The following is a 20,509-nucleotide window of genomic DNA, read 5'->3' as shown; positions in this document are numbered from 1 at the left end:
TTTCGCGCTCGTTAACGGGCGGTTGCCAACGCCGGTGATTTCGCCGATGCGCGACCGGCCCGGAGCGGCAAAAACTGACCGCCATCAATCTCCTACCCCCGAGGAGCGCGTCCGATGCATCACCTTCGCAAGGTTCTCGCCGCCGCGGCCACCGCCGTGGCACTGTCGGTCACGGTCGGCGTCGCGCCGGCTCAGGCGGCCGACAACCCGTACGAGCGTGGCCCGAACCCGACGCTCGCGGCGCTCGACGCCAGCCGTGGCCCGTACTCGGTCGCCACCGAAAATGTCTCGTCGCTCGTCTCCGGCTTCGGCGGCGGCGTCATCTACTACCCGACCACCACCAGCGAGGGCACCTTCGGCGCCGTCGCGATCTCGCCCGGCTTCACCGCCACCTGGTCCAGCCTGGCGTGGCTCGGCCCGCGCATCGCCTCGCACGGCTTCGTGGTGATCGGCATCGAGACCAACACCCTGCTCGACCAGCCCGCCCAGCGCGGCGACCAACTGCTGGCGGCCCTGGACTACCTCACCCGGTCGAGCTCGGTGCGCAACCGCATCGACTCGTCCCGGCTCGCCGTCGCCGGCCACTCCATGGGCGGCGGCGGAAGCCTCGAGGCCGCCCGTGACCGGCCGTCGTTGCAGGCGGCCGTCCCGCTCGCTCCGTGGAACCTGACGAAGTCGTGGTCGAGCAACCGCGTACCGACCCTGATCGTCGGCGGCGAGTCCGACACGGTCGCCCCGGTCGCCACGCACTCGGAGCTGTTCTACAGCAGCCTCAACTCCGGCTCCGAGAAGGCGTACCTGGAACTCAACAACGCCAGTCACTTCTTCCCGCAGTCGGTGAACACCCCGACCGCCCGGCTCGCGGTGGCCTGGCTGAAGCGCTTCGTCGACAACGACACCCGCTACGACCAGTTCATCTGCCCCGGCCCGACCGGCCTGTCGATCCAGGAATACCGCAGCACCTGCCCGCTCTCCTGATCCCAACTCCCACAACGCGGACGGCCGGCGGCAACCCCGCCGGCCGTCCGTGCCCCTAGGGGGCAAGGCCGGGATGCCACCGATTCCGGCCGGCGCCGGCTGATTCCTACGCTCCGTGCATGAGATTGATGGCGGTCGTCGCTCCCCTGCTGATGCTCTGCTACGGCCTGCTGCGGTGGGTGGACGGTTGGGACGGCGACCGCGGCAACGGCCCGGCGTGGGACATCGGCCACGCCGCCTTCTTCGCCGCCATGGTCCTTTTCGCCATCCTGGCCGTTCAGATGCGTCAGCTCATCGCGGCGCGGAATCCCCGAAGCCGGACCAGTACGGTCGTCGCGTCCGTGGCCGCCGCCGCGGCGGTCTTCGGGGTGGGCTGCTTCCTGTGGGTGATCACCGGCGACTTGTTCGACACCTTCAGCGAGCGGGCCCCACTGCCGGACGCGCTGGAGACGACCGGCCCGGCCCTGTTCGGCCTCGGCGTCGTCGTCCTGATGGCCCAGCTGGCCGCGGCGCGCCGCCTCCCTTGGTGGAGCCCCGCCCTGTTCCTGGCCGGCTTCCTGGCGATCCCCGTCGACCTGGACCTGCTGCCGTTCGCGGCCACGGCGATCCTGATCGCCTTCGTCCCGCTGGCCCGGCCCGCCCCCACATCCGAGCTGCCGGCACAGCCGTCTCGCGCCTCGTCACCGCGCCGCTGATGCGACCGCGGGCGTCGGTCAGGCCGGTTCGGCGACCGTGGGGACGTCAGCCGGCCCGAGGTCGCGCCGGCTGAGGGCGTAGGTCGCCATTCCCTGATACGACTCCGCGAGCCTGAGCACCACCATCGGGCCCTCGGCCAGCGGCGGAACGTCCTCGCCGAGCTCGTACCCGAGCTCGACGACGTCACCACCGGCGCCTGCAGGCTCCTCGGGGTCGTCGTCCGGATCGTCGAGAATCAGGCGACTGCCGACGGGCGCCGAGGGATCCCACGTACCGAAGAAGGTCTCGCGCTCGACGATCTTCACGGTCGAAGGGCCGACGCGGGTCCACCGGAGCACGGTCAGCGCGGCACCACCGGCGTTCTCCCAGACCGACCAGCCCGACCCGTCCGCGTGCAGGGCGATACTGCTGGCCTCCATGGAACCGTACTCATAGGGCGCACTGTCCCAGAGGCCCACCAACTCGTCGCTCACCGTGCCGTCTTCGCGCCCTGAGAGCGTTCACATGGACCGCGAACCGCAGCGGACTCGGCGAAACGCGGTCGATACACGACGGACACGATCCGGTACCGCCCCGAGGGATGTCAAGATCCCAGTTCGGCCTCGTTGCCGCGCACGACCGCCAATGTCACGAACCGGTAACGGCGGTGTAATGGGCCCTTGACAGCGCGTACACCCACCCCGCATGTTTGCGTTCACATTTCCGCTACCCGCCGGTAAAGGACGACCTCATATGAGCCGCCGCCCCGTCATGTCCGACGTGGCCGCCCGGGCGGGCGTGTCCCATCAGACGGTGTCGCGTGTGCTCAACGGACACCCGCACGTCTCACCCACGACCCGCACCCGGGTGCTGGCCGCCATCGCCGAACTCGGCTACCGCCGGAACCTGTCGGCCCGGGTGCTGGCCACCGGCCGGTCCAACGTGGTCGGTGTGGTCGCCCAGAACACGACGCTGTACGGCCCGTCCAGCATGGTGCAGGCGATAGGGGAGGCCGCGCTCGGCGCCGACCTGTCCCTCACCGTGGGCCACGTGGCCGGCTACGACGCCACCGCGGCGTCCCGGCGGATCGTCGAGCGGCTCGTGCAGCAGGGCGCGGCCGGCCTCGTCTTCATCGCTCCGGTCGACGCGGCCGCCGAGGCGATGCGCCTCGTCCCGCCCGGCATCCCCATCGTGACGGTGGACGGCCTGCCCGAGTGGGACGTCGCGAACGTCTCGGTCGACCAGTACGCCGGCGGCCGGCTCGCCACGCAACACCTTCTCAAACACGGCCACCGCACGGTCTGGCACGTCGCCGGCCCGGAGCAATGGCATGGCAGCCGGGCCCGGGAGTCCGGCTGGCGCGCCGCCCTGGCCGAGGCCGGCGCCCAGGCACCGCCGATGTTGCGAGCCGGCTGGTCGGCGGCGTCGGGCTATCAGTGCGGCCGCATGCTGGCCCGCATCCCCGACTGCACTGCCGTCTTCGCGGCGAACGACCACGTGGCCCTCGGCGTGATGCGGGCGCTGGCCGAGCAGGGCCGCCGGGTACCGGAGGACGTGAGCCTGATCGGCTTCGACGACGTGCCCGAGGCCGCGTACTTCCATCCCGCCCTGACCACGATCCGGCAGGAGTTCGCCGACGTGGGTCGCCAGGCCCTCCGGCTGTTGCTCGACCAGCTGGTCACCGGCGCCCGGACGGCGACCTCCACACTCGTCGAGCCCGCGATGGTCGACCGGGACACGGTGGCCGGCCCGCCGGTGCGGGGTGGCTCATGACGGTCGAGCCGCAACCCGCTCGCGAGATCTGGTTTCTCACCGGCAGCCAGGACCGGCACGGCGAGGACACTCTGGCCCGGGTGGCCGCCCAGTCGCAGCAGGTGGTCGCCGAGCTCGACGGCTCCGGCGACGTCCCACTGCCGATCGTCTGGCGCCCGGTGCTCACCGACGCCGCCGCGATCACGGCCACCATGGTCGCCGCGAACACCGACGACCGCTGCGCGGGCGTGATCGCCTGGATCCACGCCTTCTCCCCCGCCAAGATGTGGATCAGCGGCCTGCAGACGCTGCGCAAGCCGCTTCTGCGCCTGCGGGCGCCGGCCGGCCTGCCTCGGCCGTGGACCACCGCGACCTCGCTGCCGGCCCACCGGAAGCGATCGGCCATATCGCCGATTGTCGATGCGACGCGCACGCCGTATCAGCTGCTCGCGGGAGGGCTGTGATGAGGCGATATCCTGCCCCGGGTGAGCGTGAAGCGCGGACGACCGCCGGGCATGATGGACGTGGCCCGGCTGGCGGGGGTCTCCCATCAGACAGTCTCACGGGTGCTGAACGAGCACCCGAACGTGAGCGAGCAGACCCGTCTCAAGGTACAGGCCGCGATCGCCGAGCTCGGCTATCGGCCCGACCGGGCGGCTCGCGCCCTGGTCACCGGCACCTCCAAGGTGATCGGCGTGGTCACCCAGAACACGGCGCTGTACGGGCCGGCCATGATGCTCACCGCGTTCGAGGAGGCCGCCCTGGCGACCGGATTCGCGGTCAACGTGGGTAGCGTCCGCAACCTCGACGAGCGCTCCATCGCCGACGCCGTCGAGCGCCATCTCGACCAGCGGGTCGCCGGGCTCGTGGTGATCGCCCCCGTGGCGAGCGCCGGCCCGGCCCTGGCCCAGCTGCCCGAGCACGTGCCGCTGGTGACCATCGACGGTGACCCGGAGCGCACCAGCACGCTGGTCACGGTCGATCAGGTGGCCGGCGCCCGGGCCGCCACCGAGCACCTGCTCGCGGCCGGCCACGAGACCGTCTGGCACATCTCCGGCCCGTCCGACTGGTTCGACGCGGCCGGCCGCGTACGCGGCTGGGAGTCGGCGCTGCGCGACGCCGGCCGGGAGATCCCACCGCTGCTGACCGGCGACTGGAACGCGGCCTCCGGATACCGCAACGGCCAGCTGCTCGCCCGCCTGCCCGAGGCGACCGCCATCTTCACGGCGAACGACCACATCGCGCTCGGCCTGCTGCGCGCCCTCAACGAGCACGGGCGCCGGGTGCCCGAGGACGTGAGCATCGTCGGCTTCGACGACGTTCCCGAGGCCGAGTACTTCACGCCGCCGCTGACCACCGTCCGGCCCGACTTCGACGCCGCGGCCACGGCCACCCTGGAACTGCTGCTCGCCCAGATCGAGCAGGAAGGCACCGCCGACGCCGCGCGGCGCACCATCGCGCCGTCCCTGGTCGTCCGGAAGAGCGTGGCTCCTCCGCCGGCCTGACGCCCAGTTCCCCCGCCGGGACCATCAGGGGAGTGATGGTTCCGGCGGGCCCGCGTACCCTCTTTGAGGTGCCGCTGCTATTGGTCCTCGACGGGAACAGTCTCCTGCACCGGGCCTACCACGCGGGCGCCGGTGACGGGTGGGTCGACGCGGACGGCCGGCCGATCTGGGCCTTGCGCGGCCTTTTCGGCTATCTCGCCCGGGCCGCCGCACATCTGCGCCCCGACGCCCTCATGGTCGGCTTCGACTGCCCCTCCTCCTCGGCCCGGCGGCTCACCTATCCGGCGTACAAGGCCCATCGCCCCGACAAAGCGCCCGACTTGACGGCCCAGCTGCTGGAAGCGCCGTCCCTGCTGCGCGACGCCGGCGTCTGCACGGTGGTTCACGAGTCCTGGGAGGCCGACGACGTGCTGGCCAGTGCCGCCGCGTCGGCCCGCCGGGACGGGTGGCGATCGGTCCTGATGACCAGCGATCGTGACGCGTTCGCCCTGCTCGACGAGCACACGTCGGTGCTGCGGGTCCGCAACGGCGGCTTCGACGAGGCTGTGCTCGTCGAGGCCGCGGGCCTGCCCGAGCTCTACGGCGTGCACCCCTGGCAGTACCGCGACTTCGCCGCGCTGCGCGGCGACCCGTCCGACAACCTTCATGGTGTACGCCGGTTCGGCGCGGCCACCGCGGCCAAGCTGCTCGCCACGTTCGGCAGCGTCGAGGCCGCGTGGGAGGCCGGCGCCGCCCTTGTCCGCGACGCCGTGGGCGCTCACGCCGCGAAGCATTTCACCGACCCGGCCGCCCGCGAGATCGTCGAGCGCAACCGCGAGCTGATGAGGATGCGTCTCGACCTGCCGATCCCACCGCTGGCCTCGGCCCGACTGCCTCTGAGCATGAGTGTGATGAGAAAGGCATTGCGGACGCGCGGCATCAACCTCGGCCCCTCACTGTGGGCCCTCACCGGCGGCTCGCCCCCGGTCGTGGAGGACGGCGCCGACCCGATTCCCGAGGTCAGGCCCTGGGTCTTCCGCGGTGGCCTGACCGCACGCCGCGATCCCACACCGGGTCAGCTCTCCCTCTTCTAGGGTTTCCGCCGTCTCCGCTTAACTTGATCTTCAGACCGACGTCTAGTTGCCAACTCTTTGCAACAGCATCTCCGCGCCAATATGCTGCGGTCGCTGGGAACATTCTGAGAGGAGGCCTGTCATGGACACGACGGCGATGCACATAGCCAACGGCATCGTGAACGGACCGGTGTCAGCGATCTTCGCCGTCTTCGCGGTCGTGGCTCTGGCCTTCTGCGTCCGCAAGGCCCGCGCTGACCTGGACGACCGGCTGGCGCCGATGGCCGGCCTGGTCGCGGCGTTCATCTTCGCCGTGCAGATGCTGAACTTCCAGGTGCTGCCGGGCGTCTCCGGCCACCTGCTGGGCGGCACCCTCGCGGTGATCCTGGTCGGCCCGTGGGTCGGCGCCCTCTGCGTCTCGACCGTCCTGATCGTGCAGTGTCTGCTGTTCGCCGACGGCGGCCTCACCGCGATCGGCCTCAACATCACCAACATGGCGCTGCTCGGCACCGCCGCCGGCTACCTGCTGGTCGTCGTGCTGCTGCGCTTCCTGCCGAAGAGCCCGGCCGGCCTGGCCGCCACCGCCCTGATCGCCTCGATCATCTCCGTGGTGATCGCCTCACAGGGCTTCGTTCTCGAATACGCGCTCGGCGGCACCACCGAGCTGTCGCTTCCGTGGATCTCCGGCACCATGGCCGGCGTCCACCTCCTGATCGGCATCGGTGAGGGCGTCATCGCCGCCACCACCGTCGCCACCGTGGCCCGTGTCCGACCCGATCTCGTCTACGCCCTGCGGCGCTTCCGCAAGCCGCTCACCGTCGAAGTGGGAGCCCCGGCATGAGCAAGCGACTCGGATGGTTCCTGGCCGGCGGCCTGCTCGTCGCCCTGCTGCTGGCCGGCGTGGCCAGCAACTTCGCCTCCGGCAGCCCCGACGGTCTCGACTACACCGCCCGCGAGGGCTGCACCTTCAACGCCGACGGCGAGATCACCGGCGGCACCTGCATGGCCCAGCAGGAGGGCGACCACCAGCTCTCCGACAGCCCGCTGGCCGACTACGGCATCAAGGGCATCGACAACGAGTTCCTGTCCACCGGCCTCTCGGGCGTCCTCGGCGTCCTGATCACCTTCGGCATCGGCGGCGGCGTCTTCTGGCTGGCCCGCCGCCGCGGCCAGAGCACCGCCGGCACCACCGAACAAGGCCACTGATGGGCGCCGGGCACGCTCACCCTCTCCACCTGCTGCGCGAGAGCCCGGTCCACCGGCTCGCACCCGAGGTCAAGATCGCCGCGGTGCTGCTCTTCACCATCATCGTGGTGATCACCCCGCGGACGGAGTTCTGGGCCTTCGGCGGCTACTTCGTGCTTCTCACGGCGGTGGCGGCGGCGGCGCGCGTGCCCGCGCTGTGGCTGGCCAAGCGGGCCACCATCGAGCTCCCCTTCGTCCTGCTCGCCGTCGCCCTGCCCTTCTTCGGCCAGGGCGAGCGGATCACCTGGCTGGGCATGTCGCTGTCGGTCGACGGACTGCACGGCGCCTGGAACATCTTCGCCAAGGGCACCCTCGGCGTCCTGGCCTCCCTCCTGCTGGCCGCGACCACCACCATGCGCGACCTGATCCTCGGCCTGGACCGCCTGCGCTGCCCCGCGGTCTTCACCCAGATCGCCACCTTCATGCTGCGCTACCTCGACGTTCTCGCCGACGACGCCCGCCGTATGCGCATCGCCCGCCTGGCCCGCGGCTACGACCCGCGCTTCCTCTGGCAGGTCAAGGCCTTCGCCGTCAGCGTCGGCTCACTGTTCCTGCGCGCCTACGAACGTGGCGAACGCGTCTACCTCGCCATGGTCGCCCGCGGCTACCAGGGCCGTCTCCCCCGCCCGGCCGACGACCGTGCCCCCACGGGCCAGTGGCTGGCCGCCGCGGCCCTGCCTGTGGCCACCGCCGGGATCGCCCTGGCCGCGACCCTGGGATGATGTCCGGGATGAGCGAGACAGAAACGGCGCTGCGGGTCGCCGGCGTGCACTTCGCCTACCCGGACGGCCACGTCGCCCTGCGCGGCGTCGACCTCACCATCCCGGCCGGTGAGCGCGTCGCGCTCCTCGGCCCCAACGGGGCCGGCAAGACCACCCTCGTCCTGCACCTCAACGGCATTCTGCACGGCGGCACCGGCACCATCGAGGTCGCCGGCGCCCGTGTCGACCCGGCCGACCGGGCCGGCCTGGCCGAGATCCGCCGCCGCGTCGGCATCGTCTTCCAGGACCCCGACGACCAGCTCTTCATGCCCACGGTCGCCGAGGACGTGGCCTTCGGCCCGCAGAATTTGGGAGTACGCGGTGACGAGCTCACCGCCCGTGTCGACGAGGCCCTCGCCGCCGTCGGCATGTCCGAGCACCGCGACCAGGTCCCCCACCATCTTTCCTTCGGTCAGCGCCGCCGCGTCGCCGTGGCCACGGTGCTGGCCATGCGCCCCGAGATCCTCGTCCTCGACGAGCCCTCCTCGAACCTCGATCCCGCCAGCCGCCGGGAACTGGCCGAGATCCTGGAACCGCTGCCCGTCACGGTCCTGATGGTCACCCACGACCTCCCGTACGCCCTCCAGCTCTGCCCCCGCTCGGTGATCCTCGACGCCGGCCGCATCGTCGCCGACGCGCCCACCCCCGAGCTGCTCGCCGACGAGGACCTTCTGCGCGCCCACCGCCTTGAGCTTCCGTTCGGCTTCGACCCGGTGTCCGCCGCGGCCCGCCTGCGCGCCTGACCTCGCCCGCCTCGCCTGACCTCGCGTGATGGAACCAGGGAAACGCCGCCACATACCCTCCGAGGCCGAGATACTCGACGCCGCCCTGGCCCTGCTCGACGCGGGCGGCCCGGCCGCTGTCACCATCCGCGGCACCGCGGCCGCCATCGGGGTGGCCGCCAACGCGGTCTACACGTACTTCGCTGACAAGGCCGCCCTGCACCATGCCCTGATCGAACGCATGCTGGAGTTGCCCGACAAGATCACCGGCGCTGATGACTGGCGCTCCGAAGTGGAACAGCTCGCTTTGGAGCTGAGGCGCCGGCTGGTGGCTCACCCCGGCGCCGTCCCCCTGCTGCTCGGCGGCCCGATGGAGGGCGCCGGCCCGTGGCGCCTGGGCGAACGCCTGCTCGCCCTGCTCGCCGAGGGCGGCCTCGGCGCGGCGGCGGCCGCGCGTGGCTCGTACGCCGTCATGGTCTTCGTCCTGGGCTCGATCGCCCTCGAGGTGGCCGATGTGCCGGGGGCGGGCGCCCTGCCACCGGAGGCCGAGCGCGTCGACGCGCGCCGGGCCGCTCTCAGCGCCGTGCCGGTCGGCGCCTATCCCCGCACCGCCGCGGTCGCGGGTGTCATAGCCACGTGGGTGGGCACGGAGCAGTTCTGCTGGGGGCTGCGCCGGCTGCTGGACGGTCTGTCGCCCTCGTGACGCTCTCTCTTGTCGAGTCAATCCGGTGGCCGAGCGCTCTGCGAAGCCTCACCCACCGACACGTGCGGTCCCGACCTTAGGCCACCGCCAGCCAAGATCCTCAGTTATCCACAGTGGAAAAGTTATCCACAGGCGGCGCGATTGGCACACCGGGCGATCGCGCCGAGGGCTAACTTCTCGGGCAATCGAGCGAGAGGAGCCGCAGCCATGATCCGAGAGGTCCTAAGCGGAGAGAGCCCCGTCCGAGCCCAGCGCGAGGATGACGAGTTCACCCCGGTGGTCGATCGCGGTGAGCCGCTGGTCGTCGAGGCGCTGGAGCGTGGCGATCCCGCTGCCGAACTCGCCGGCCAGGCGCGGGCCGACCGGCGGGCCGGTCCAGTCGACGGTCCAGGCGAACAGCCGGAAGTCGTACGAGGCGGCGACGACCACGGTGGCCTCGGCCGAGCCGAGCAGAGCGACGGTGCGTACCGGCTCGGGGGCGCGCAGCGTGACGCCGAGCTCGACCTCGTAGGCCCGCGGATCGAGCCGGATCAGGCGGATCGCCTGGTGGGCGGCGGTGACCACGATCCGGTCGGCGAGCGCGTCGACAGCCCGGACCGGCAGCTCGTGCTCGACGATGACCGTGCGGTCGCCGAGCGGGCCGGCGGTGACCGTGCGGTCGTCGGCCACAATCATGCCGTCGCGGAAGGCTACCGACGGGGACGACGGCTCGCCGGCCTCTTGGCGGGAGTAGCCACCCGAGAAGACGTCGAGCAGATAAGGGCGGTCGCCGAACGACGCGACCGCGATCGCCCGGCCGCCGATGGCGAGCGAGCGCGGCCGGATGGCCGCATCGGTGTGCCGCCAGAGCAGCCGGTCGTTGGCGTCGACGGCGAACACGGTCCCGTCGTATCCGCCGGCGATGACGTAGCGGCCGTCGGGCGACCAGGTGACGGCCCGAAGCGGCGCCGCACCCGGTCGAAGCGTGCGGATCGGGTCGAGCTGGCGCGTGCGCAGCTCGATCGCTCCGTCACGGCGGCCAAGAGCCAGCGTCGCCGCGTCGGGCGACCATGCGCAGGCCTCCGCGGCGGGCGCCTGCCGAGCGGCAAGAGGATTGGGGTCGCCGGCGAGGTCCCGGACCGAGACCATGCCACTGCCGCCGACCGAGACGACCAGCCCGCCGGCGCTGACGTCCAGGCTCAGACAGTCGCCGACCTCCCCGAGGTACTTCTCGCCGAAGGCGTGCCAGACGGCGGCCCGGCCGTCGCCGAGCTGGCAGAGCAGGTGCTGTCCGTCGGGCATCCAGTGCACGGCGGTGACGGGCGCCGGGTGACCGCTCAGGACCTTCATGAGGGCCGGCGGCCGGTCGTCGACGACGCGCCAGACGGCGGCGGTGCCGTCGGCCGAGCCGGTGGCGAGCAGGTCGGCGGCGGCCGGGTTGAAGGCAGCCCCGAGGACGGCCGACCGATGGGCTAATTCGGTCAGCCTGGTCGGTCGGGCCGGGTCGCTGGTGTCCTGCACGAGGACCCCGCCACCGTGCGAGCCGCTGGCGAGCCGTCGACCGTCGGCACGGAACGCGACACAGCTGACCGGCGCGGCACCGGCCGCGGCGCTCCCTGATGTCACCCGAACCATGCTGGACACGAACCAGCAACGAGTCAATACGACAATCGGTCAGGAGACGGGTTGAAGCCGCACAAGGTCCACCCTTCGGTACGACTGGCCGGACGCGCCCGGAAGTGCGCCGACGGCCTCCTCGATCGCGGCCCGCAGCCGCGCCTCCTCCCCCGGCCGGTCACGGTGCCACGCGGTTCCCCAGATGCGGTGCAACCGCCAGCCGAGCCCGGCCAGGATCTCCGCGCTGATCCGGTCGCGGTCACGCGCCGCCGCGATCGAGGCGTAGCGCGGCCCGTCACACTGGACGCCGAGCGCGTACACCTCGCCGTCGTGCGCCGGGTGCCGCACCCCCACCTCGACGCGGAAGCCGTCGGTGCCGACCGCCGTCCGCACCCGGTAGCCCCACGACTGCACGAGCGCGGTGATCTCCTCGGCCATCGGGTCGACCGCGGACGGGAACGGCGCCGGCGCCAGGCCGCGCTCCGCGTACTCCAGATAGGCGGCCAGATGCCGTACGCCCGCGTTGGCCGACGCCGGGATGTCCCTCGACCGGATCGACGAGACGATCTCCACACGCCGCCGGGCCCGGGTGATCGCCACGTTCAGCCGGCGAACGCCGTTGCGCTGGTTGAGGGCGCCGAAGTTCGTGCTGATCTTCCCGTCCTCGTCGTGCGCGTACCCGATCGAGAAGATCATGACATCGCGCTCGTCGCCCTGCACCGACTCCAGGCTCTTGACGAACAAGCCGTTGAGCCGGTCGCCGTCGAGAAAGCGCTCCAGGCCGGGATGCTTGGCGACCGCTCGCCCCAGGGCCGCCTCGATCGCCTCGGCCTGCGCGACCGAGAACGTGACCACGCCGAGCGACTCGTCGGGCCGCGTCGTGAGGCTGTGCACGATCCGCTCGGCGACCCGCTCCGCCTCGACCGGGTTGTCCCTGGTCGTGCCCCGGCGGTAGACGCCGCCGGCGAGGATCAGCTCCACACCGGACTCCGGATCGGACGCGTTCGCGCACGGGAAGGTGATCAGCCGGGCCTGGTAGAAGGCGTGGTTGGCGAAGGCGATCAGCGCCTCGTGCCGGCTGCGGTAATGCCAGGCCAGCGCCAGCGTACGGAAAGCGCCGCACGCCTTGGCCAGCTCCAGCACCGACTGGAAGTCGTTGACGTCCGTCGCCGCGTCCTCCGCCGGCTCATCCTCGTCCTGGGGGTCGGCGTCCGCCGAGGGCTCGACGGTGGACGACACCGCGAAGAAAGACGTCGGTGGCAGCTGCTTGTCGTCGCCGGCCACGATCATGGCGGAGGCGCGGTAGACGCAGTTGACCGCGTCGCCGGGCGTGATCTGCGAGGCCTCGTCGAAGATGACCACGTCGAAGGTGAGGTCGGCCGGCAGGAACTGACTGACCGCGAGCGGCGACATGAGGAAGCAGGGCTTCACCGCGAGCACGGTGTCACGCGCCCGCCCGATCAGCTCCCGCACGGCCAGGTGCCGGGTCTCCTTCATACCTTCCCGGCGCAGCAGGGCAAGATCCTCCGGCTTGCGCGCGGCCGCCTTGCGTTCGCTGAGGACCGTCGCGATCGCCGCGGGCGCGCTGCCGGCGAGCGCCGCGTCCATCCGCCGGAACTCCTCGACCAGCCGGTCCCGCTCGGCCGAGCCACCCGGGTGCAGTCGCCGGTCCGAGCGGATCACCGCGTCGGCCCAGGCGGCCAGCAACGCCCGGTCGAGCAACTCCCGAATCCGCTCGGGCGGCACCCGCTGCTCGGCACAAGAGTCGACGGCCGCGTCCAGCCCGTGCGCGGCGAGCGCCCGCCGGGCGGCGAGGTGGCCGAACCACTCCTGCTGACCCGTGCGGTCCTCGATCAGGTCATCGAGGAAGCGGCTGGCGTACGCGTCGAGAGCCGCACCGATCTCCTCGTGCCGGGTGGTCGCGAACGCGGCGACGACACCGTTCCGGGCCTGCTCCCAGGCGCCGGCACGCTCGGCGAGGGCGCCCGCCGCCACGCAACCGTCCAGGGCCGCCGCCTGCTGGTCGGTCAGCGGCCGGTCCGTGCCCGTGGCGAGTCGCCGGGCGGCCGACGCCCAGCCGATCGCCTCGTCCAGGCCCTCGCCCAGGCCGGCCAGGGTCCCGTCCTCGTCTGTCCGCGACGCGAGCTCCTGCTCCGCCTCCACGACGGCCTTGCGCAGCCGGGCCAGGCGCAGCGCCTCGGCCAGGTCGACGTCCCGCTCGCAGGCTCGACTGTAGGCGCGCAGCACCGTCGCCGCGGCCTTCAGCGGCTCCACCCGGGCCCGCAGCCCCGCGATCTCCTCGCGGATCGTCTCGGCTTCCGGCTCGCGGACCCGGCGCGCCTGAGCGGCGATCCGCGCGAGCCCCGGCAGCGGCTTGCCCACCTGTTCGGCGACCTGCTGCACGGCCTCGGGCGGCGAGAGCCGCAGCACCTCACCAGCCACCTGCACCGCCTCGTGGATGGCGTTGAAGTCCGTGGCCTGGCGCCGCCAGTAACGGCCCAGCAGGGGCGCGTACTGCCGCTCGGCCGCGGCCTGCTCGCGCAGTGCCACCTTCCAGGCCACCGCTGTGCCCAGATGCGCGACCGCCTCGGCCGGAGCCATCGCCGGCTGGGCGAAGGCGGCCACCGCTTCCCAGTCCCGGCGGTACGCCCGGAACAGTTTCCGCAGGCCGCGGTGCACGTTGGTGAGCCGGTCGGCGAGCTGCTCCACCGGCTGCTCGACGATCGACTCGTGGAAGTAGCGGCGGGCCTGCGCCTCGGCCGCGGCCACCGCCTCGGCCGAGCGGCGCAGTGCGGTGGCCGCGGCCGACACGGTGGCGAGCACCCCGGCGCCGAACCAGAACGGCTCGGGGCGGTTCGGCCGCGACGCCAGGTCGGCGATCGCGGCCAGCCGGGACAGGTCGGCGAAGGTGACGACGGGCGGCAGGCCGAGCCGCGAAGCGATCGGGCCCAGGTCGTGCAGCGCCTCGTCGAGCACGTCGGCGTCCTCGGCGTGCCGGTGGGCGGCCTCCTCGGCGGCGTCCGCGGTGAGCGTGCGCGGTTCCAGAGCCGGTGGGGCGACGTCGGGCAGCTCGTGCCATTCGACGCCGGCGGCGGAGCGGACCGCTGCCCGTGCCTGCCGGACCGCGGTGAGGTCGCGGCTGCGGCGCTCGGCCGAGCGGCCGACGGGCTCCAGGCTCGTCGCGGTGAGCCATTCGCCGGGCACGCCGTCCGGGCGCCGCGCGGCGTGCGTGACCAGGGCGGCGAGCTTGCCGGCCTGGGAGGGCCGGGTGACGCCGAACGCCTCGGCCGCGGCCTGGTTGCGGCCGGCGACCTCGGCCAGCGAGCGCAGCGCGGCCCGGGCACGGCGGAGGCGGTCGTCGAGCGGTTCCCGCTCGATCACGTCACGCCAGAGGAAGTCCCCGGCGATGGGCCGCCAGCAGCGGGCGAGCTCGTCGGCGGCCTCGCCCAGGCGTTCCAGCGACTCGGGCGTCAGCGAGTTGACCGAGACGTCGGGCAGCGGGACCTCGGCCGGGCCCAGCACGCCCAGCACGTCGTAAAGGCTGCGTCCGAGCGGCTGGCGCACCTCGTTCATCGCGACGGCGTAGTCGCTGAGGCGTTCGCGCCGCTCGCGGAGCTGCTCGCGGTCTACCGGGCGGCCGGCGTCCGGTACCGGTTGGTCGTCGAGCGCCGCGGCGAGCTCGCGGGCCACCTCCTTCCGCGTCGCCTTGTGGCTGTGCAGTTCGAGCAGGTACCCGTCCAGGCCCGCGCCCGCGAGCCGGTTGTGCACGACCTCGAGCGCGGCCGCCTTCTCCGAGACGAAAAGGACACGCTTGCCGGCGTGCAGCAGGCAGCCGATCATGTTGGCGATCGTCTGCGACTTTCCGGTGCCGGGCGGGCCGTCGAGCACGAAGCTGTGGCCCTCGACCGCGGCGGCCACGCAAGCCCGCTGCGAGGCGTCCGCGTCGAGCACGAGCGGCATGTCCTCGGGCGGGGCCAGCCGGTCGATGTCGGCGATCGGGATCGGGTCGAATCCGGCACCCGGTTCGCCGCCGGCCAGCGCGCGGATCAGCGGGTGGGCGGCGATGCGCTCCTCGTTGTCGAGCAGGTCGCGGTACATCGCCTCCTTGTGGAAGGAGAACGTGGAGAGCAGGACCGTCTCGTCGGCGTGCCAGTCGCGGGTGCCGATGGCCTGCCGCACCTGGGCGAGGTAGTCGGGCACGTTCAGTTCGGCCAGGCTTCCGGTGGCGGGCAGGTCGACGCCGAGCCGGCGCAGGCGTACGGCAAGCGCGGGGTTGACCACGGGGTCGTCGCCGGTGGACCGCAGCTTGGGCACATCGCCCGGCCCGAGCGCGGTCAGCTCGACCGGGAGCAGGAGGATCGGGCTGGTGAAGGCGACGTCCTCCTCGTCGCGCCAGCGCAGCATGCCGGCGGCGAGATGCAGCACCGGCACGCCGCGGTCGAGGAAGTCCTGACGCGACTTGCGCAGCAGGCGGCGCAGGTGGCCGCCGAGCGCCGAGGCGGTGAGCTCCGTCTTGAACAGGCCACCGGCCTGAGGCTTGGCGCCGAAGGCGAGGAAGCCGTAGTCACGGCCGTCGCGGATCGCGCGGACGATGTCGTCGGCCGGTGGGCCTTGGACGTCGATGGTGCCGGTCTCCGACCGCTTGAAATTCAGCAGCCGGTTACCGGCGTCAAGATTGACCAGACCGTCACGCCAGGCACTCAGGGCCGCACGCTCCGCAGACAACTCGGACATGCAACACATTTCATCAACTGGCGCTCACGTTCGCTGGAGAATCACCAATCCAGCTCTTCACCAATAGTGGTCCTCGTCCGCCTTGCGGTAGTCGTTGATCTCGTCGAGACGGCCCTCGCCGGCCAGGCGGACCCACGCCGGGTTACCCAGCAGCACCCGGCCGAGGGCGATCAGGTCGTACTCACCTTGACGGCGGCGGTCGAGCAGTTCGGTCATCCGCGACGAGCCGATGAAGTCCCGGGTCAGGCCGACCGAGCCGACGGTGATCGACGGCAGGCCGGTGAGCCGCTTGGCCCAGCCGGCCAGGTTGAGCGGGCTGCCGTCGAAGGCGGGCTCCCAGAAGCGCCGCTGCGAGGCGTGCAGCACGTCGGCACCCGCGGCCGCGAACGAGCCGAGGATCGTTCCGAGCTCGTCCGGGGTGTCGGCGATCCGCGCCGCGTAGTCGCGCTCCTTGAACTGGGAGAACCGGACGATCAGCGGCATCGACGCCGGGATCTCGCGGCGGACGGCGCGGATCACCTCGGCCGGGAAGGCGGCCCGGTCGGCGCCGAAGCGGTCGGACCGGCGGTTGGTGCGGGGCCACAGGAACTCGTCGAGCAGGTAGCCGTGCGCGGCGTGGATCTCGACCGCGTCGAAACCGGCTCGCACCGCGGCCCGGGCCGCCCGGGCGTACGCGTCGAGCAGCACCGGGAAATCTCGGCCCGCCATGGCATGGGTGTCCGGGCGACCGGCCTCGGGCACGGCCGAGGAAGTCCAGGCCTGCACCCCGTCGACGGGCTCCCGCTGGCTGCCGAGATGCCAGAGCTGGGCGGCGATCCGGCCGCCGGCGGCGTGCACCTCGTCGGTGACCAGGCGCCAGCCCGCCTCGCGCATCCGGGGGACGTCCGTCTCATGACCGGCCGACGGGTGGTCGATCAGCACGCCCTCGGTGATGATCAGCCCGACGCCGTTCTCGGCGCGCCGGCGGTAGTAGCCGGCCGTGCGCGAGGTGGGCGTACCTCCCGGCGACTGCGAGCGCGTCATCGGCGCCATCACGAACTGACTGCTCAACGACATTCCGGCCAGCGTGACCGGCTCACTCAGGGCGCTTGTGGTCATCATGGAGTCACGGTAAAACTTGACATCCGTGTAAGGGTCAAGAGGAGTTTCTGTGATGCGTATCGGCGACCTCTCCGCCGCGACCGGCGCCAGCCCTCGTTCCCTGCGGTACTACGAAGATCAGGGCCTGCTGACGAGTTCGCGGAGTTCGGGCGGACAGCGGCACTACGCGGAGGCGGCCGTCGAGCGGGTGCGCCTGATCCAGTCGCTGCTCTCGGCCGGCCTGAACAGCGCCACGATCCAGGACGTCCTGCCCTGCATCAACAACGAGGCCATCCGTACGCCGTGGCTGGCCGCCCGCCTCACCTCCGAGCTCCAACGGGTCGAGTCGCAGATCGAGGACCTGCACCGGACCCGCACCGTCCTGGCCGGGCTGGTGAAGCAGTACCGCGTCGAGTGAAGTTGTCGTACCCCCGTGCCATGCTTCGGGGCGTGGAGGTCGACTTCGAAAGCGAACTGTGGATCTGGGACGCGCGTAAGGGTGAGAGCTGGACCTTTGTGACGCTGCCGGCGGAGGAGTCCGAGGACATCCGTCATCTGACCGAGGGCATACGGCGGGGGTTCGGGTCGCTGCGCGTGCGCGCCTCGGTGGGCAGCAGCACGTGGCAGACCTCGATCTTCCCGGGGAGCCAGAAGGGAGCATTCGTTCTGCCGATCAAGCGCGCCATCCGCGAGGCCCAGCGCCTGGAACCCGGCGACACGGCCGCGGTCACCGTCAAACTGCTCGACGTCTGAGACGGCCGGTCCCGGCGTACCACGCGGGCGCGCCGGGACGGGTGAAGCGGCTCAGAACCAGCGGCGACGGCGGTAGTGGCCGTGGTGCCGGTAATGGCCGTGATGACGGTAGTGGCCGTGGTAGCCGGGGGCCTGACGGTAGTGACCGTGGTGGCCGTAGCCGCCGGGGTAGGCGCCCGGGTGGCCGTAGGCGCCCGGATGCCCGTACGCGCCGGGGTGGCCGTAAGCGCCCGGGTGGCCGTAGGCGCCGGGGTGCTGCCCGTACGCGCCGGGGTGGCCATGGTGGCCCTGGCTGCGGGCGATTCGGTGGTTCACCTCGCGCAGCATGCCGTCGACAACCGCGTTGTGGCCGCCTCCGTGGCTGCGCTTCTGGAGTTTCGACGCGACCATCGAGAGCACGAACCTCTTGAATCCACCGCTCATTGGTGCCAGCCTCCCTGCCTGGGTGACCATCAACGGTACGTGGTCCGGTCGAGTACCAACTGTGACCTGGCTGGCGGTTTCCTGAGATCGGCGCCTACGCCACGCCGGGCCGGGCCGGGCCATCAGGGGGTTCCGCAGGTGCACGGCCTGCTGGCCGAAGGCGCCGTCCGCGTAGAAGCCGTTCTCCGCCACCCAGAACTGGTAGCCGTAGCCGCGCGCCGATCGAACGGGACGACATTCCCTGAGCCGCCGGGTCCGAGCGCGGGAGCACCATCAGACGAAGGTCGTCCAGGCCGGGGCCGTGGGCGTCGCCCGCAGGGGCATGCGCGCCTCGGCCGGGGTGCGGTCGCCCTTGCGCTGGTTGCAGCCGCCGCACGCGGCCACCGTGTTGGTCCAGGTGTTCAGGCCGCCGCGCGAGCGGGGCAGGACGTGGTCGATGGTCGACGCCGCCCGGCCGCAGTAGGCGCAGCGCCGGCCGTCGCGGGTCAGCACCCCGGCGCGGGACCACGACGGGCCGCGGCTGTGGCGCCAGCGGGTCACCACGTACGAGACGAGGCGCACCACCTTCGGCACGGGCCAGACGCCGATCACCGCGTCCGGCTGGGACTCGTGAACCTCGGCCACCCGCCGCACCAGCATGCGGACGGCGTGCCGCAGGCTGACCCGGTGCAGCGGGCCCAGATCCGCATTTATGACAAGTACGTCGCTCACGTTCACAAACTAAGGAGATCAGCGCGCGTTGATCAATCGAATAATCGCCTCACCCCTTGACCGCGCCCGCGGTCATGCCGGCCACGATGCGCTTGTTGAAGAACAGGAACATCAGCAACGGCGGGATCGTGATCAGCAGGATGTCCATGAACAGAAGGTTGTATTGCGTTGAGTACGCCGACGAGAAGTTGTACAAAGTCAACTGCACTGTCGCGTTCTGATCGCCCGGGAGGAAGTACAGCGGATTCGTGAAGTCGTTGAAGATGGTCACCGATTGCACGACCACCACCGTGATGATGACCGAGCGCAACAGCGGCAGAATCACCCGGAAGAACAACCTCAGCGGACCGGCCCCGTCGATGACGGCCGCCTCGTCCAGCTCCCGCGGAATCGTCGAGATGAACGCCCGGAACAGCAGGATGCAGAAGGACAGGCCGAACGCCACCTCGATCAGGATCAGCCCGGGCATCGTCCGGAACAGGCCCAGTTTCTGCAGCACCCAGATCGTCGGCACCACGGCCGGCGGAATGATCAGCCCGGACAGGACCAGGAAGTTGATCAGGCCGCTCCAGCGGGTCCGGCGGCGCTGCAACACGAAGGCCACCATCGCCGCCAGCACCACCAGGATCGACACGCTCGCCACGGTCAGGATCGTGCTGTTGATGAAGGCGATGATCAGCATGTAGTCGCGGGCCTGCACGACGTCGGCGAAGTTCTGCACGAACTGGAACTGTGTGGGCCACGAGAAGTCCAACTGCGACGCCTCCTGCCGTGACTTCACCGCGGTCAGCAGGATGAACGCGAACGGCACCAGGAACACCACGACGGAGAGCAGGATCGCGACGAGGCTGAGAAGAACGCGCGGGCGACGAGAAGAGGCAACAACGGTCACAAGTCCACCTCTTTCTTGTTGAGGTAGCGCGACAGCGGAAACACGATCGCCGTGACCAGCAGGAACAGCACCACGTTGCCCGCGGTCGAGAGCCCGTAGAACCCGGCCTGGTACTGCTTGTAGATCACCGACGCGATCACGTCCGAGGTGAAGCCGGGGCCGCCGCGGGTCATCGCCCAGATCAGGTCGAACGACCTCAGGCCGCCGATCAGCGACAGCAGGATCACCGTGAACGTGGCCGGCCGGGCCAGCGGCAGCACGATCCGGCGGAAGTTCTGCCAGGCCGAGGCGCCGTCGACGCGGGCCGCCTCGAAGTACTCCTGCGGGATCGACACGATGCCGGCGATGTAGATCAGCGTCGCCAGCCCCACACCCTTCCAGACGTCGACCAGGGCCACCGACAGCAGCGCGTACGACGGGTCGGTCAGCCAGCCCGGGCCGTCGATGCCGATCACCGCCAGCGACTGGTTGATCAGGCCCTGCTCCGGGTCCATCAGGATCGTGAAGGTCAGGCCGACCCCGATCGTGCTGACCAGCACCGGGAAGAACACCACCGAGCGCAGGTAGCCGCGCCCGATGATCTGCGAGGTCAGCAGGACCGCCAGCCCCAGGCCGAGCACGACCTTCAGGCCGGACGTCACGACCGCGTAGACGATCGTGTGAGTGAGGCCGGAGACCAGCGCCGGCTCCTTGAAGAACGTCACGTAGTTGTCGAAGCCGATGAACTTCGAGTCGAACAGCGTCCAGCGGGTCATGCTGAAGTAGAACGACGTCACGGTCGGCACGATGAACAGCACGGCGTAGACGAGCGCCGCCGGCAGATAGAACCAGTTCGGGTACGGGCTCTTGGCCCGCTTGCCGCCGGCCGGCCCGGCCGCGCGCGAGCGCGACCGGGCGGACGACTTCTCGACGATGGCAGTCAAGGTG

Annotated in this window: 21 protein-coding genes; 13 read left to right on the top strand and 8 right to left on the bottom strand. The window is 71.3% G+C overall.

Annotated features, from left to right (window positions below):
• The first annotated feature begins 114 nt into the window (after nucleotides 1-114).
• A complete protein-coding gene (locus AB0C26_RS30125) occupies nucleotides 115-978 on the top strand; it encodes an alpha/beta hydrolase (protein WP_360254346.1) in 864 nt (287 codons plus the stop codon).
• Nucleotides 979-1,097: 119 nt separating this feature from the next.
• Nucleotides 1,098-1,673 (top strand): hypothetical protein, encoded by a 576-nt coding sequence (locus AB0C26_RS30120; protein ID WP_360254344.1) that lies wholly within the window; start codon nucleotides 1,098-1,100, stop codon nucleotides 1,671-1,673.
• 18 nt (nucleotides 1,674-1,691) lie between these two features.
• Here the strand turns inward: AB0C26_RS30120 and AB0C26_RS30115 are convergent, their stop codons facing one another.
• Entirely contained in the window at nucleotides 1,692-2,147 is a 456-nt protein-coding gene (locus AB0C26_RS30115) for a hypothetical protein (RefSeq protein WP_360254342.1), read from the bottom strand.
• Nucleotides 2,148-2,406: 259 nt separating this feature from the next.
• Here AB0C26_RS30115 and AB0C26_RS30110 point away from each other — a divergent pair, with 259 nt between their 5' ends.
• The 9 genes from AB0C26_RS30110 (at nucleotide 2,407) to AB0C26_RS30070 (ending at nucleotide 9,393) form a co-directional block, all read left to right on the top strand.
• A complete protein-coding gene (locus tag AB0C26_RS30110) occupies nucleotides 2,407-3,426 on the top strand; it encodes a LacI family DNA-binding transcriptional regulator (RefSeq protein ID WP_360254340.1) in 1,020 nt (339 codons plus the stop codon).
• The gene (locus AB0C26_RS30105; protein WP_360254338.1) at nucleotides 3,423-3,869 is read left to right on the top strand and encodes a hypothetical protein; all 447 of its coding nucleotides are present in this window, start codon (nucleotides 3,423-3,425) and stop codon (nucleotides 3,867-3,869) included. Before AB0C26_RS30110 ends, AB0C26_RS30105 begins: the two co-directional genes overlap by 4 nt.
• 51 nt (nucleotides 3,870-3,920) lie before the next feature.
• Nucleotides 3,921-4,910: a LacI family DNA-binding transcriptional regulator gene (locus tag AB0C26_RS30100; protein WP_360254778.1), complete on the top strand. Its 990-nt coding sequence runs from the start codon at nucleotides 3,921-3,923 to the stop codon at nucleotides 4,908-4,910.
• A gap of 68 nt (nucleotides 4,911-4,978) precedes the next feature.
• Nucleotides 4,979-5,983 carry a 5'-3' exonuclease H3TH domain-containing protein gene (locus tag AB0C26_RS30095; protein ID WP_360254336.1) on the top strand — a complete coding sequence of 335 codons (1,005 nt, stop codon included), beginning with the start codon at nucleotides 4,979-4,981 and terminating at the stop codon, nucleotides 5,981-5,983.
• 121 nt (nucleotides 5,984-6,104) lie between these two features.
• The gene (locus AB0C26_RS30090) at nucleotides 6,105-6,803 is read left to right on the top strand and encodes an energy-coupling factor ABC transporter permease (protein WP_360254334.1); all 699 of its coding nucleotides are present in this window, start codon (nucleotides 6,105-6,107) and stop codon (nucleotides 6,801-6,803) included.
• Nucleotides 6,800-7,168 (top strand): PDGLE domain-containing protein, encoded by a 369-nt coding sequence (locus AB0C26_RS30085; RefSeq protein ID WP_360254332.1) that lies wholly within the window; start codon nucleotides 6,800-6,802, stop codon nucleotides 7,166-7,168. Before AB0C26_RS30090 ends, AB0C26_RS30085 begins: the two co-directional genes overlap by 4 nt.
• A complete protein-coding gene (cbiQ, locus tag AB0C26_RS30080) occupies nucleotides 7,168-7,929 on the top strand; it encodes a cobalt ECF transporter T component CbiQ (protein WP_360254330.1) in 762 nt (253 codons plus the stop codon). Before AB0C26_RS30085 ends, cbiQ begins: the two co-directional genes overlap by 1 nt.
• 8 nt (nucleotides 7,930-7,937) lie before the next feature.
• Nucleotides 7,938-8,711, top strand: a complete 774-nt coding sequence (locus AB0C26_RS30075) for an ABC transporter ATP-binding protein (protein WP_360254328.1) — start codon at nucleotides 7,938-7,940, stop codon at nucleotides 8,709-8,711.
• Nucleotides 8,712-8,739: 28 nt separating this feature from the next.
• Nucleotides 8,740-9,393: a TetR/AcrR family transcriptional regulator C-terminal domain-containing protein gene (locus AB0C26_RS30070; RefSeq protein WP_360254326.1), complete on the top strand. Its 654-nt coding sequence runs from the start codon at nucleotides 8,740-8,742 to the stop codon at nucleotides 9,391-9,393.
• A 222-nt stretch (nucleotides 9,394-9,615) separates the two neighbouring features.
• On the opposite strand, the gene AB0C26_RS30065 is transcribed toward AB0C26_RS30070, so the two are convergent.
• From AB0C26_RS30065 to AB0C26_RS30055, 3 genes are read right to left on the bottom strand one after another with little or no spacing between them, the layout of a single operon-like run.
• Nucleotides 9,616-10,998 carry a WD40 repeat domain-containing protein gene (locus AB0C26_RS30065; RefSeq protein WP_360254324.1) on the bottom strand — a complete coding sequence of 461 codons (1,383 nt, stop codon included), beginning with the start codon at nucleotides 10,996-10,998 and terminating at the stop codon, nucleotides 9,616-9,618.
• 48 nt (nucleotides 10,999-11,046) lie between these two features.
• Nucleotides 11,047-15,723: a DUF4011 domain-containing protein gene (locus AB0C26_RS30060; RefSeq protein WP_360254322.1), complete on the bottom strand. Its 4,677-nt coding sequence runs from the start codon at nucleotides 15,721-15,723 to the stop codon at nucleotides 11,047-11,049.
• Nucleotides 15,724-15,780: 57 nt separating this feature from the next.
• Nucleotides 15,781-16,824 carry a 12-oxophytodienoate reductase gene (locus tag AB0C26_RS30055; protein WP_360254320.1) on the bottom strand — a complete coding sequence of 348 codons (1,044 nt, stop codon included), beginning with the start codon at nucleotides 16,822-16,824 and terminating at the stop codon, nucleotides 15,781-15,783.
• Nucleotides 16,825-16,876: 52 nt separating this feature from the next.
• Between AB0C26_RS30055 and AB0C26_RS30050 the strand changes: the two genes are divergently transcribed.
• Both AB0C26_RS30050 and AB0C26_RS30045 read left to right on the top strand, forming a co-directional pair.
• Nucleotides 16,877-17,221 (top strand): MerR family transcriptional regulator, encoded by a 345-nt coding sequence (locus tag AB0C26_RS30050; protein WP_360254318.1) that lies wholly within the window; start codon nucleotides 16,877-16,879, stop codon nucleotides 17,219-17,221.
• 32 nt (nucleotides 17,222-17,253) lie between these two features.
• Nucleotides 17,254-17,556 carry a DUF1905 domain-containing protein gene (locus tag AB0C26_RS30045; protein WP_360254316.1) on the top strand — a complete coding sequence of 101 codons (303 nt, stop codon included), beginning with the start codon at nucleotides 17,254-17,256 and terminating at the stop codon, nucleotides 17,554-17,556.
• A gap of 51 nt (nucleotides 17,557-17,607) precedes the next feature.
• Here the strand turns inward: AB0C26_RS30045 and AB0C26_RS30040 are convergent, their stop codons facing one another.
• The 4 genes from AB0C26_RS30040 to AB0C26_RS30025 all read right to left on the bottom strand — a co-directional run bounded on the left by AB0C26_RS30040 (nucleotide 17,608) and on the right by AB0C26_RS30025 (nucleotide 20,505).
• Nucleotides 17,608-17,979 carry a hypothetical protein gene (locus tag AB0C26_RS30040; protein WP_360254314.1) on the bottom strand — a complete coding sequence of 124 codons (372 nt, stop codon included), beginning with the start codon at nucleotides 17,977-17,979 and terminating at the stop codon, nucleotides 17,608-17,610.
• Nucleotides 17,980-18,252: 273 nt separating this feature from the next.
• Nucleotides 18,253-18,690 carry an HNH endonuclease gene (locus tag AB0C26_RS30035; RefSeq protein ID WP_360254312.1) on the bottom strand — a complete coding sequence of 146 codons (438 nt, stop codon included), beginning with the start codon at nucleotides 18,688-18,690 and terminating at the stop codon, nucleotides 18,253-18,255.
• Between the two features lie 49 nt (nucleotides 18,691-18,739).
• On the bottom strand, nucleotides 18,740-19,582 hold the full coding sequence (locus AB0C26_RS30030; protein WP_360254310.1) for a carbohydrate ABC transporter permease: 843 nt from the start codon (nucleotides 19,580-19,582) through the stop codon (nucleotides 18,740-18,742).
• The gene (locus AB0C26_RS30025) at nucleotides 19,579-20,505 is read right to left on the bottom strand and encodes a sugar ABC transporter permease (RefSeq protein ID WP_360254308.1); all 927 of its coding nucleotides are present in this window, start codon (nucleotides 20,503-20,505) and stop codon (nucleotides 19,579-19,581) included. Before AB0C26_RS30025 ends, AB0C26_RS30030 begins: the two co-directional genes overlap by 4 nt.
• Nucleotides 20,506-20,509: the final 4 nt, after the last annotated feature.

It is taken from the genome of Actinoplanes sp. NPDC048796 (assembly GCF_040650035.1).
Taxonomy (GTDB): Bacteria; Actinomycetota; Actinomycetes; order Mycobacteriales; family Micromonosporaceae; genus Actinoplanes.
Note: the sequence above shows the minus strand (reverse complement) of the source record. Positions and strands in the feature narration are given on the sequence as shown.